Source organism: Mixta sp. (genome assembly GCF_024610815.1).
Taxonomy (GTDB): domain Bacteria; phylum Pseudomonadota; class Gammaproteobacteria; order Enterobacterales; family Enterobacteriaceae; genus Mixta; species Mixta calida.
The window spans coordinates 1-12760 of sequence record NZ_JANION010000106.1 but is presented as its reverse complement, the minus strand read 5'-3'; the positions used below and the strand labels follow the sequence as shown (position 1 = coordinate 12760).

Annotated in this window: 12 protein-coding genes; 3 read left to right on the top strand and 9 right to left on the bottom strand. The window is 58.1% G+C overall.

The annotated features are described in order from the left end of the window. The first annotated feature begins 80 nt into the window (after nt 1-80). Nucleotides 81-317, top strand: coding sequence for a major outer membrane lipoprotein (locus tag MYY08_RS07460; protein WP_002908860.1), 237 nt, complete (start codon nt 81-83; stop codon nt 315-317). 141 nt (nt 318-458) lie between these two features. Here MYY08_RS07460 and MYY08_RS07455 read toward each other — a convergent pair whose 3' ends face one another. The 7 genes from MYY08_RS07455 to sufA form a co-directional block, all read right to left on the bottom strand. Next, nucleotides 459-1493, bottom strand: a complete 1035-nt coding sequence (locus tag MYY08_RS07455) for a L,D-transpeptidase family protein (protein ID WP_038626315.1) — start codon at nt 1491-1493, stop codon at nt 459-461. Between the two features lie 67 nt (nt 1494-1560). Continuing rightward, entirely contained in the window at nt 1561-1977 is a 417-nt protein-coding gene (gene sufE, locus MYY08_RS07450; RefSeq protein ID WP_190296810.1) for a cysteine desulfuration protein SufE, read from the bottom strand. 28 nt (nt 1978-2005) lie between these two features. Continuing rightward, a complete protein-coding gene (gene sufS / locus MYY08_RS07445; RefSeq protein WP_038626319.1) occupies nt 2006-3229 on the bottom strand; it encodes a cysteine desulfurase SufS in 1224 nt (407 codons plus the stop codon). After that, the gene (gene sufD / locus MYY08_RS07440; RefSeq protein WP_190296809.1) at nt 3226-4506 is read right to left on the bottom strand and encodes a Fe-S cluster assembly protein SufD; all 1281 of its coding nucleotides are present in this window, start codon (nt 4504-4506) and stop codon (nt 3226-3228) included. Before sufD ends, sufS begins: the two co-directional genes overlap by 4 nt. Beyond that, on the bottom strand, nt 4481-5227 hold the full coding sequence (sufC, locus tag MYY08_RS07435) for a Fe-S cluster assembly ATPase SufC (protein ID WP_038626323.1): 747 nt from the start codon (nt 5225-5227) through the stop codon (nt 4481-4483). The genes sufD and sufC overlap by 26 nt, the downstream gene beginning before the upstream one ends. 48 nt (nt 5228-5275) lie before the next feature. Beyond that, nucleotides 5276-6772, bottom strand: coding sequence for a Fe-S cluster assembly protein SufB (gene sufB / locus MYY08_RS07430; RefSeq protein ID WP_038626326.1), 1497 nt, complete (start codon nt 6770-6772; stop codon nt 5276-5278). Between the two features lie 7 nt (nt 6773-6779). After that, on the bottom strand, nt 6780-7154 hold the full coding sequence (gene sufA, locus MYY08_RS07425) for a Fe-S cluster assembly scaffold SufA (protein WP_084970251.1): 375 nt from the start codon (nt 7152-7154) through the stop codon (nt 6780-6782). Nucleotides 7155-7545: 391 nt separating this feature from the next. Here sufA and MYY08_RS07420 point away from each other — a divergent pair, with 391 nt between their 5' ends. Further along, a complete protein-coding gene (locus tag MYY08_RS07420) occupies nt 7546-7950 on the top strand; it encodes a hypothetical protein (protein WP_038626330.1) in 405 nt (134 codons plus the stop codon). Nucleotides 7951-7983: 33 nt separating this feature from the next. On the opposite strand, the gene MYY08_RS07415 is transcribed toward MYY08_RS07420, so the two are convergent. Both MYY08_RS07415 and ydiJ read right to left on the bottom strand, forming a co-directional pair. Next, nucleotides 7984-8409: a hotdog fold thioesterase gene (locus tag MYY08_RS07415; protein WP_038626332.1), complete on the bottom strand. Its 426-nt coding sequence runs from the start codon at nt 8407-8409 to the stop codon at nt 7984-7986. After that, entirely contained in the window at nt 8406-11462 is a 3057-nt protein-coding gene (gene ydiJ / locus MYY08_RS07410) for a D-2-hydroxyglutarate dehydrogenase YdiJ (protein WP_288013867.1), read from the bottom strand. Before ydiJ ends, MYY08_RS07415 begins: the two co-directional genes overlap by 4 nt. Nucleotides 11463-11680: 218 nt before the next feature. Between ydiJ and ydiK the strand changes: the two genes are divergently transcribed. Continuing rightward, a partial coding sequence (gene ydiK, locus MYY08_RS07405; RefSeq protein WP_288013866.1) for an AI-2E family transporter YdiK occupies nt 11681-12760 on the top strand: 1080 nt, incomplete at its 3' end.

Below are 12760 nucleotides of genomic sequence, written 5' to 3'. Positions count from 1 at the left end.
AATTTATTCTCATACCAAAAAACTTTGTGTAATACTTGTAACGCTACATGGAGATTAACTCAATCTAGAGGGTATAAATAATGAATCGTACTAAACTGGTACTGGGCGCGGTAATTCTGGGTTCAACTCTGCTGGCTGGTTGCTCCAGCAACGCTAAAATCGACCAGCTGTCAAGCGACGTTCAGACTCTGAACGCTAAAGTTGACCAGCTGAGCAACGACGTGAACGCAATGCGTTCTGACGTTCAGGCTGCTAAAGATGACGCAGCTCGTGCTAACCAGCGTCTGGACAACCAGGCTCACTCTTACCGTAAGTAAGAGTTCTGGTAATAAAAATGGCGCCTGTCGGGCGCCATTTTTTTTGCTCATTTTTCTTTCCTGCTAATCTCTTCCGCTAAGACCTTCTTCCCTTCTCTTAATCCTTTTCAACCGTCTCGCTAAACGCGCCATTCAGCGTTCTCACGCTTTTTCCGGCTTCGCCTGAGTCACCCCAGCCTTTTGCTTCTCCGAAGGCGCTGCGTCACGCTGAGGCGCTTTTTCCGCGGTTTGCGTCTCGCCTCCGCTTACCGCCTCGCCCAGGTTAACCAAAATCGGCATGCCGGAGCGTCGTTTTAGCGCCGCCTCGATTAATGCGCTGTCGCTCTCTTTGCTTTTGATAAAGCGCTTCAGCGCGCCGGTCAACGGCAGCGGCATGGTTTGCGGATCGTCTTTCTCATTGCGCGACAGCGGCTGGTGTACTTCGATATAGCGTTTACCGTCGGGTTCGACGGCATATTTCACCGGCTGGTTGATAATCTGTACGCGCGTTCCCTTCGGCACGCTGCTGAACAGCGCTTCGATATCATCTGGCCGCAGACGAATACAGCCGGAACTGACGCGCATGCCGATGCCGAAATCAGCATTCGTGCCGTGGATCAAATAGTGGCCGCTGCCATACGCGAGGCGCATGGCAAACAGCCCCATCGGATTATCCGGCCCGGCCGGCACCATTGGCGGCAGCGTGACGCCTTCTTTAGCATAACGCTTGCGAATATTCTCAGTCGGCGTCCAGGTTGGGTTAGGAATTTTCTGACTGATACTGGTCACCATTGACGGCGTCATTGCGCCCAGCTGGCCAATTCCAACCGGATAGACAATCACCTTATTTTCCCCTTTCGGATAATAATAGAGGCGCAGCTCCGCCAGATTAACCACGATGCCCTCGCGTTTGGTATCGGGCAGCAGCATCTGCTGGGGAATAATCAATTCGCTACCCGCCTTCGGCAACCAGGGATCGGTACCGGGATTGGCTTCCAACATATTCAGCAAGCCGATTTTGTAGCGTGCGGCGATAGCCTCCAGCGGCCGGTTATCGGCAGGCACAATCGTCGTGCTGTTTTCGCCGATCAGCCGGCTGTTTTCAGCAGGGAGCGGATATTCGGTCGCGCTCACCAGCAACGGCGCCAGCAGCGCGGCGCCTGTCAGTAAAAGGGCGAAGGGAAATGATACTTTCATGAAGGCTTCTCTCGTCGTCAGTAAAACGCACCCCGCTAACCGTAGCGGGGTGTGAGAGAAGTGTAGCTTAGCAGAGCGCCTGGGCGCGGGCGCGAATAGTGCGAATCATCGCTTCCAGTCCCTGAGAACGGGACGGCGTGAGGTGCTGGGTCAGCGCCAGCTGTTCAAACCAGGGACGGACGTCAAACTTGACGATCTGCTGCGGCGTCATCCCCTGATAGAGGCTAAATACCACTGCAATCAATCCTTTAACGATAGCGGCGTCGCTATCGCCCTGTAACTGAATGGTGCCGTCCTCAGCCTGATCCATCACAATCCAGACCTGGCTCTGACAGCCGGAAACGCTGTATTCCGGCTGGCGGAAGGAATCGGACAATTCCGGCAGCTTTCCGCCCAGCTCAATTACATACAGATACTTTTCTTCCCAGTTGGCGCAGCGATTAAAGTTACGCACCAGCTTCTCTTTTTCTGGCAGTGTCGCCATTCCTTCCTCCCTTGCCAGCCGGACGGCGTTAGCCTCCCAGCAGGCGGTGTATACGTGTCAGCCCCGCAGCAAGCCGATCGGCCTCTTCCTCGCTATTATACATGGCGAAAGAGGCGCGGCACATGGCAGGTACGCCGTAGTGCTTCATCAGCGGCATGGCGCAGTGGTGGCCGGTACGGATGGCGATGCCGTATTGATCCAGAAAACTGCCGACGTCATAGGCGTGATGCTTGCCGAGATTAAAGGCGATAACGCCGGCGCGCGTCTGCGGTCCGTAGATCGCCAGATCGGGCACCGAAGCAAGCTTGTCCAGCGCATAGCCCATCAGCGAGTGCTCCCAGGCCTGAATGTTGTCCAGACCAAGCGACTCAACGTAGGCCAGCGCAGCGCCAAGGCCGATGATGCCGCCGGTATTCGGCGTACCCGCTTCGAGGCTCCACGGCGCTTTCGCGTAGGTGGTGCCTTCCGGCAACATGACCGTTTCGATCATCGAGCCGCCGCCTTCCCAGGGCGGCATATCCGCCAGCAGCGCCTGACGGCCATAGAGCACGCCAATGCCGGTCGGTCCGTAGATCTTATGCCCGGAGAAGACATAGAAATCACAGCCGATATCCTGCACGTCGACGCGCTGATGCATTACCGCCTGCGCGCCGTCCACCAGCGTCACCAGCCCCGCCGCTTTCGCCTGCGCCACCAGCGCTTTGACCGGGTTGACGGTGCCCAGCACGTTGGAAACGTGCGTCACCGCCAGCAGCCGGGTGCGATCGTCAATCAGCGACGCCAGACGTCCGACGTCCAGTTCGCCTTCAGCGGTCAGCGGCAGCACGCGGAGGGTCGCGCCGGTGCGCGCCGCCACCATCTGCCACGGCACGATGTTCGCGTGATGCTCCATCTCGGTGATAATGATGTTATCGCCCTGACGGAGCTGGGTGCCGCCCCAGCTGTTCGCCACCAGGTTAATGCCTTCGGTGGTGCCTTTAACGAAAACAATCTCTTCCGGCGAGGCGGCATTAAGAAAACGCGCCGCCTGGGCGCGCACGTTTTCCATATCGGTGGTGGCGGCGGCGCTCAGCGAGTGAATGCCGCGATGTACCGCGGCGTAGCCGTGCTGATAAAAGTGGCTTTCCGCGTTGATGACCGCCAGCGGTTTTTGCGCGCTGGCCGCGCTGTCCAGGTAGGCCAACGGCTGGCCGTTGACCTCGCGCGACAGGATCGGGAAGTCAGCCCTGACGCGTGCGAGATCAAAACTCATTGAATGCCTCCGGGGAAACGCTGCTCGATACGCTGCAGCACCGTCGCCTTCAGCGTTTCATTGTCGATGGCCTCGGTCAGCTCAGCGGCGAAGGCGTAGACAATCATGCGCTGCGCCGCTTCTTCGCTGATGCCGCGCGCGCGCAGATAGAACATCTGTTCTTCGTCGATACGGCCAACCGTCGCGCCGTGGCTGCATTTCACATCATCGGCGTAGATTTCGAGCTGCGGTTTGGTGTCCACTTCCGCCAGGCGACCGAGCAACAGGTTGTTGTTAGTCATCTGACCGTCGGTTTTCAGCGCATGCGGCGCCACCTTGATCATGCCGTTGAAGACGGCGCGCGCGCGATCGCGCACGATGGTCTTATGAAGCTGACGGCTCTGGCAGTAGCCTTTGTTGTGCTCCAGGAAGGTGCGGGTATCGCATACCTCTTTATCCACCGGCAGCACCAGGCTGTTGATGGAGAGGTTGCTGTTTTCGCCGTTAAGCTGCGCGCTGGTGTTATGGCGGCTCAGGCCCGCCCCCAGCAGGAAGCTGTGGCTGCTGACGTTCGCATCGCGACCGACGACGATATCATTGTGCGCGAAATGGTAGCTGCCGACGTTTTCAAATGCGAGTTTGGTGTGGGTCAGCTGCGCATTGTCGCCTACCGCCATTGTCAGGCGCGCGCCGGTAAAGTGCGGCTGGTCGTTCAGGCTGACATAGTGCTCGATAACCTGCGCCTGCGCGCCCGCTTCAATCTGCATGTGGTGGCGATAATGAACGGTGTTCAGCGCCTCTTCGTTCCGACCGCTGCTGATATGCAGCAGATAGAGCGGACGCGCCGCCGCTTTGCCACGCGCCAGGCGCAGTGTGGTCGCCTGTTCCGCCAGACTTTCGGTCAGGTGCAGAAACACCTCCGGCTGAACCGGCGCGGCCAGATTGCGGCGCTCCGCCGCGCTGGCGACCTGCACTTCAAACTGGTCGAAATCAGCGTCGCTGAGGCTGGCGCTAAAGTGCCCGTCAACAAACACCAGACGCACCGCATCCAGCGGCAGGGCCAGCGAGGCGACCTGCTCCGCCGTCAGCGCCGCTTCCGCAGGCAGTACGAAACGGTGGCTGAACAGTTCGTCCAGCGGTGTATATTTCCAGTTTTCATGCTTGCGGGTCGGCAGACCCAGCCGCATCAGCTGCTGCCAGTGTTGCTGCGCCTGTAGCGAGCGATCGTCGCCGCGCGACTCAAACAGATGATGCCACTGTTGCAGCGCGTTCTCACTCCTGGTCGGTAAGCCAGCCATAGCCTTGCTCCTCCAGCTGTTTCACCAGCGTAAAGTCGCCAGATTTCACGATTTTGCCCTGATACAGCACGTGTACGTAATCAGGTTTGATGTAGTCAAGAATGCGCTGATAGTGCGTCACGATAATAAAGGCGCGCTTGCCGTCGCGCAGCGAGTTCACCCCGTGGGAGACGATTTTCAGCGCGTCGATATCGAGACCGGAGTCGGTTTCATCAAGAATGCAGAGATCCGGCTCCAGCGCCGCCATTTGCAGAATGTCGTTACGCTTTTTCTCGCCGCCGGAGAAGCCGACGTTTACTGAACGGGTCAGCAAATCTTCCGGCATCTTCAGCATGTCGATCTTCTCTTCGATAAAGTCCTGGAAGTCGAAACGATCCAGCTCGCCCTGTCCGCGATATTTACGCACCGCGTTAACCGCGGTTTGCAGGAAAAACTGGTTGCTGACGCCGGGGATTTCTACCGGATACTGGAAAGCCATGAAGATACCTTCGCCGGCGCGCTCTTCCGGCGACAGCTCCAGCAGATCTTTGCCTTTGAACGCCACCGAACCGCCGACGACTTCGTACTCCTCGCGGCCCGCCAGCGTGGCGGAGAGCGTACTTTTACCGGAGCCATTCGGCCCCATGATGGCGTGCACTTCGCCCGGTTTGATCTCTAAATCCAGTCCGCGCAGGATGGCCTTATCTTCAATACTTACCTGTAAATCTTTAATGCTTAACATGTTTTGTCCTTCGCTTGCCCGCAGGCAACGATGCAGATAACGCCGACGTTAGCCGACGCTGTGTTCCAGACTAATGGCCAGCAGCTTTTGCGCCTCAACGGCGAATTCCAGCGGCAGCTCAGAGAAGACATCCTTACAGAAACCGTTAACGATCATCGAAATGGCGTCCTCTTCGCTGATGCCACGCTGCAGGCAATAGAACAGCTGATCTTCGCCGATGCGCGAGGTGGTCGCTTCGTGCTCCAGCTGCGCGGTGTTGTTGCGCGTCTCCACGTACGGGAAAGTATGCGCGCCGCAGTCCGGGCCGATCAGCATAGAGTCGCACTGGGTAAAGTTGCGGGCGTTGGTCGCCGTCGGCATGATTTTCACCAGGCCGCGATAGGTGTTCTGACTTTTACCGGCGGAGATCCCTTTTGAAATAATGGTCGACTTCGTGTTTTTACCGATATGGATCATCTTGGTGCCGGTGTCCGCCTGCTGGCGGCCGCTGGTCAGCGCCACGGAGTAGAACTCGCCGATGGAGTTGTCGCCGCGCAGGATCACGCTGGGATATTTCCAGGTGATGGCCGAACCGGTTTCCGACTGCGTCCAGGACATTTTGCTGTTTTCGCCTTCGCACAGCGCGCGCTTGGTCACGAAGTTCAGGATACCGCCCTGGCCTTCGCCGCCGGGGAACCAGTTCTGCACTGTAGAATATTTCACTTCGGCGTTTTTATGGATGATCACTTCTACCACCGCCGCGTGCAGCTGATAACTGTCGCGCACTGGCGCAGAGCAGCCTTCGATATAGCTGACGTAGCTGTCTTCGTCGGCGATCAGGATAGTGCGTTCAAACTGACCGGTTTTCGCTGCGTTGATGCGGAAATAGGTAGAGAGCTCCATCGGGCAGCGCACCCCTTTCGGGATATAGACAAAGGTGCCGTCCGACGCGACCGCCGAGTTAAGCGCGGCAAAGAAGTTATCGTTATGCGGTACTACGGTGCCGAGATACTTCTGCACCAGCTCAGGATGTTCCTGAATCGCTTCGCCGAAGGAACAGAAAATAATCCCCTGCTCCGCCAGCTTGTGACGATAGGTGGTGGCGACGGAAACAGAGTCGAAAATGGCGTCCACCGCCACCTCTTTGCCTTCGCGCACCGGTACGCCCAGCTGGTCGAACGCCTTTTCCACTTCCTGCGTCAGGTAGCTGCTGCTCGCCTGCGCGCCGGAGGTTTGCGTCGCGCCCGGCTCTGAGGCGCAGCTGTCGTCGCAGTTGCCGCACGAAGGCGCCGAATAGTAGCTGTAATCCTGATAGTCCAGCTTATCGTAATGGGCTTTCAGCCAGTGCGGCTCTTCCATTTGCAGCCAGGCTTCATAAGCCTTCAGGCGGAAGTTGAGCATCCATTCAGGCTCGTTGCGCTTGGCGGAAATGGCGCGCACTACCTCTTCGCTGATGCCGTGCGCCAGCTCGTCGGTCTGTAATTGGGTAAAGAAGCCTTCCTTATAATTCTGTCGGCCGCCTTCCCAGATTTGTACGTCATCTGATGCTTCACTGTTTCGGGACATAGCAATGTTACTCGACGCCAAAGCTCTCGCCGCAACCGCAGGCGTGCTGAGCTTTAGGGTTATTAAATTTAAATACCTGATTCAGGCCTTCGCGCACGAAATCAACCTGCGTGCCGTCAATAAACGGCATCGCCTGCAGCGGCACGTAAAGCGTTGCGCCCTGATGAGTAAACAGCAGATCGTCTTCCGCCGGTTCTTTCACCAGGTCCATCGTGTAGCCGAAGCCCGCACAGCCCGACTGTTTTATGCCCAGTCGCAGCCCTTTTACATGCGGATCGTTGGCGGCAAGCGTTTTAATTTGCTGCGCCGCGCTGTCAGTTAAGGTCAAACCCTTCCAGATGAAATCATCTGGAGAGAAAGATGCCGGATTTGCAGATTGCATAGTTTATTACCTCGCGATGCGATGCCTGGCAGTCCTGGTCCACTATGGTAGTGATAATGGTAATTGCTTCAACCTCTTGTTTTGCAGGGATAAGCGCAAACCGCCTTTTTTCGTGCCGTTTTATTAAGGATAGTCTCTGCGAAGCAGTTTGCTTTTACAGCGACGATGCCCGCAGGGGCGGAGAATAATAGTATAAAATCAATAAGTTAAAAAGCGCCTAATGCGCTAAATCAACCCTGTCGTTATTTTACGCTTCCTGGTCATAAAGAGGATTGTTATTGCCGATTTTATCGACAGGCAGCATTAATGGATAAATTATCCCGCAACGCCATTGCAACCTGGCGCATTTTTATTATGATAATGATTATCATTAACATGCCACAGGTGAAGCATGAACGTTTCCATCAATGCCTGGCTACAGTACAAAATTGATGAATATAAGTTTGCCGTGCGCGATATCACGGTCGATTTCTACCTGGCGCAGGCAAAGCTGAATCGTCCCGACTGTTCGCTCGATCAGCTGCGTAATTTTAACGACACCTGTTTAGATATGGCCGAACTGTGCCAGCTCAATGGCGATGAGCAAAGTTATCTTCATGCGCTTGGCAAGCTGCACCACCGACTGCTGCACGAGATCAACAATAAACAGCGCGAACGGTTGTTCCGCATGCAGGCTTGCCAGCTGGCGCGACACTCTTTGAGCAAGCTCTGCCACCAGCTGGCGATGAGCGGCGACTGGGAAAAAGCCACCGCGTTGCAGAGCGATTTTGTCAAGCACGCCGCCTGGATCTGGTAGCTTTTACGCCTTTTCCAGACGGCGTCCGCCTTATCAGGAGACGGGCCGCCTGATCGCCGTCGAAAGCCGCGCGCTGCAGCAGAGACGATCCTGACCGTCGAAAATATCGATCTGCCAGACCTGATGCGTACGGCCAAGCTGCAAAGGGCGGCAGCGTCCGCGGACTTCCCCTTCGCGCACCGCGCGCAGATGGCTGGCGTTGATCTCCAGCCCAACCAGCGCCTCGTCCCCTTCGGTACAGAGATAGCCTGCCATCGAACCGAGCGTCTCCGCCAGCACAGCCGACGCGCCGCCGTGCAGCAGGCCAAACGGCTGGCGCGTGCGTTCATCTACCGGCATCACCGCTTCCAGCCCATCCTCCAGCAGCGCGGTAAAGCGGATGCCTAAATGCCCAACCAGATTATCAGCGCTGCGCGCGTTGATCTCCGCCAGCGTCGCCTGGCGCTTCCAGATGCTCATGGCATCAGCTCCAGCAGCGCCTGCAGCGGATGGCGCATGCCGTTGCCCTCAATCCGCTTCACCTGGCTGCGGCAGGAGTAGCCGGTCGCCAGACAGCGCTGCCGCGGCAGCCTCTGCATCTGCGGATGCCAGGAAAGCTCATAGATCCCCAGCGAGTTGTCGAGATTTTTCGCCTCATGGCCGTAGGTGCCCGCCATGCCGCAGCAGCCGACGTTGATATTCTCCAGCCGCGCGCCGAAGCGGGCGAAGATCGCCGCCCATTGCTCAGGGGTGGCGGGCAGCGCCGTCACCTCGGTGCAGTGCGCGAACAGATACCAGGATTCGCCGGTCGGCTGCTTGATCTCGCGCGTCGCCAGCGCCTGATGCAGCCACTCGTGCACCAGCTGAACGTGGAAGTCGCCGCGCCGATCGCCCAGCGTCTGCTTATACTCATCGCGGTAGCAGAGCACCAGCGCCGGATCGACGCCGACCATCGGCATCCCCAGCTGCGCCAGCCGGTTAAGGAAATCCGCCGTTTTTTGCGCGGTGCGGGCGAACCGCTTCAGGAAGCCTTTAATATGCTGTGCCTTGCCGTTGGGGGAAAACGGCAGCAGCACCGGCCGGTAGCCCAGCTTTTCAATCAGACGCACAAAGTCCGCCACCAGCTGCGCTTCGTAGTAGCTGGTAAAAGGATCCTGTACCACCAGCACCGTTTTTTCGCGCTGCGCAGCGTCGAGGCGCTCCAGCTGTTCCAGCGTGGTCGCCGATGCCGGATGGCCTGCCAGCTGCTGTTTCAGCGTCGGCGTGGAGAGCAGCGGCAGATCGACCATGCCGATATGACGCTGGCTGAGATTGCGCACCCAGGGCTGCTTCAGAAAGAAGTTAAACGCGCGCGGCGCGCGCGCCATCACCGGCGCGTAGCTTTCCACCGCCGCCACCAGATGATCGCTGACCGGACGCAGATAGCGGGTATGGTAGAGCTGCAGGAAACGCGAGCGAAACGCCGGCACGTCGATTTTAATCGGGCACTGCGTCGAACAGGCTTTACAAGCCAGGCAGCCGGACATCGCCTCTTTCACTTCATGGGAGAAGTCATATTCCCCTTTGCGCGCATACCAGCTGTTGCGGGTGCGCGCGATCAGCCCGCGCAGGCTGATGGCCGATTCCGGGATCTGCCGCTCCAGCGCCAGCGGATCGACGCCCTTCTCCGCCAGCAGGCGCAGCCATTCACGCGTCAGCGTGGCGCGCCCTTTCGGCGAATGGATGCGGTTGCGGGTAATTTTCATCGACGGACACATCGGACTGCGCGCGTCGAAGTTAAAGCAGAGGCCGTTGCCGTTGCATTCCAGCGCGCCGCGCCACTCGTTACGCACGTCGAGTGGGATCTGGCGGTCATAGTAGCCGCGCGTCACGCTGTCTATTTGCATCATCGGGTCGTCAACGCCGAGCGGCGTACATATTTTGCCGGGATTCAGCCGGTTGTCAGGATCGAAAGCGGCCTTAATGCGACGCAGCTCCTGATAGAGCGCCTCGCCGAAAAAGGCCGGGCTGTACTGGGCGCGGAAGCCTTTGCCATGCTCACCCCACAGCAGGCCGCCGTAGCGCGCCGTCAGCGCCACCACCTCATCGGAAATCTGCTTCATCAGCATCTCCTGCTGCGGATCGCACATATCCAGCGCTGGACGCACATGCAGCACCCCGGCGTCGACGTGGCCGAACATGCCGTAGTTCAGTCCATGCCCGTCAAGCAGCGCGCGGAACTCGACGATATAGTCCGCCAGCCGCTCCGGCGGCACCGCCGTATCTTCGACAAAGGGAATCGGTTTGGCGCGCCCTTTGGCGTTGCCCAGCAGACCTACCGCCTTTTTACGCATGTTATAGATGCGCTCAATAGCGCCGATATCGTTACAGAGCTGATAGCCAATAATGCCGCCCTGCTGCTGCGCCATCAGCGCATCAAGACGTTCGCAGAGTGCGGCGACCCGCGCATCGATCAGCTGACGATCGTCACCGGCGAACTCGACGATATTGATGCCGAGCATCTCTTTGTCCGGCACGTCGGTGATCAGTTCACGCACCGAATGCCAGACGATATCTTCGCGCGCCAGGTTCAACACTTTTGAATCGACCGTCTCGACCGACAGCGCTTTCGCTTCCACCATCAGCGGCGCGTTGCGCAGCGCCGAATCGAACGAATCATATTTAATATTGACCAGCCTGCGCACCGCAGGCAGCGGCGTAATATTCAGGCGCGCTTCGCTGATAAAGGCCAGCGTGCCTTCAGCACCGCAAAGAATGCGGGTTAAGTCGAACGTTTGCAGATCGTCGCTCAGCACATGGCGCAGATCGTAGCCGGTGAGAAAGCGGTTAAGGGGCGGGAACTTCTCGGTAATCAGTTCGCGCTGTTCGCGGCAGCGGGAAAGGACGGTGTGATAGATGCGTCCTTCCGGCGTCTGCTCCTGCGCCAGCTGTTCCGCCAATTCTACCGGCATGGGGCGGGTGTCGAGAATGTCGCCGCCCAGCAGCACTGCGCGCAGCCCCAGCACGTGATCGGAGGTTTTGCCGTAGACCAGCGAACCCTGCCCGGAGGCGTCGGTATTGATCATGCCGCCCAGCGTGGCGCGGTTGCTGGTGGAAAGTTCCGGCGAAAAGAAGTAGCCCAGCGGCTTAAGATACGCATTAAGCTGATCTTTTATCACGCCAGCCTCGACGCGCACCCAGCCTTGCTCCAGGTTAACGTCCAGAATGCGGTTCATATAGCGCGACATATCCACCACGATGCCCTGATTCAGCGACTGGCCGTTAGTGCCGGTGCCGCCGCCGCGCGGGGTGAAGGTCAGGCTGGAGAACGGCGGGCTGGCGGCGACGCTGGCGATCAGCGCCACGTCGGCGGTGGATTGCGGAAAAAGCACCGCGTCCGGCAAAAGCTGGTAAATACTGTTATCTGTGGACATGGTAAGACGGTCAGCGTAGCTGGTGGCCGTATCACCGGTGAAACCACGCTGTTTCAGCGCGTCCAGAAATGAAAGCACCAGCTGCACGAGGCCCGGCGCCTGAGAAATCTGTGGGATCATTATCGGGTGACCAAATGTTGTGTATCGTTTGCGCTTGCTGTTTTTGTTGCTGATTCTCGTTGTATCACATTTTTTTATGGGGTGCTGTTTTTTCAGGAAACGTAACAACTTCCGCCGTGCGCCACTGTCGCAACGTGAGGAAATCCCGCATTATTAAAGGCCAGGCGGCAATGGGCCGCTGACGATGGCAAGGCATAAATTAAGGATCTTTTTTTCGTATGAGAAAACTGCAACAGGAAATGGATTTAACTCAAATTCTTTTCTCACTGATGTTCATCCTGCTGATGATTGTCGCCTGTTTCTGGGTGGTACAACCTTTTATCCTCGGATTCGCGTGGGCGAGCATGGTGGTGATCGCCACCTGGCCGCTGATGCTGAAGCTGCAGGCGCTGCTCTGGGGGCGACGTACGCTGGCGATCATCGCCATGACGTTAATCCTGCTGCTGCTGTTTATTATTCCGGTCGCGCTGCTGGTTAACAGCCTGATTGATAACGTGGGGCCGCTCGTCGCCTGGGCAACCTCCGGCAATTTGCATCCGCCGCAGCTCAACTGGCTGCATCAAATCCCGCTGGTCGGCAGCAAGCTTTACACCAGCTATCATCTACTGCTGGATGGCGGCGGCAGCGCGCTGATGGCCAAAGTACAGCCTTATGTCGGCCGCACCACCGGCTTTTTCGTGGCGCAGGCGGGCCATTTCGGTCGTTTTCTGCTGCATCTGGGCCTGATGCTGCTGTTCAGCATCCTGCTTTTCTGGCGTGGCGAGCAGGTAGGCAACGGCATTCGCCACTTCGCTTTTCGTCTCGCGTCGCGTCGCGGCGACGCGGCGGTGCTGCTGGCCAGCCAGGCGATCCGCGCGGTGGCGCTGGGCGTGGTAGTCACCGCGCTGGTGCAGGGCGTGTTGGGCGGCATTGGCCTGGCCATTTCGGGCATTCCTTACGCTACGCTGCTGACGGTGCTGATGATCCTGTTCTGCCTGGTGCAGGCGGGGCCGCTGCCGGTGTTGATTCCGGCGGTGATCTGGCTCTACTGGAGCGGCGACACCACCTGGGGCACCGTGCTGCTGGTCTGGAGCTGCGTAGTCGGCACGCTGGATAACGTGTTGCGCCCGGTGCTGATCCGTATGGGCGCCGATTTGCCGATGATCCTGATTCTCTCCGGCGTTATCGGCGGGCTGGTCGCCTTCGGCATGATTGGTCTGTTTATCGGCCCGGTCGTGCTGGCGGTCTCCTATCGTCTGGTCTCAGTCTGGATGCATGAGGCGCCAATGCCCGATGAAGATCCTGAAGATGTAGTGGAG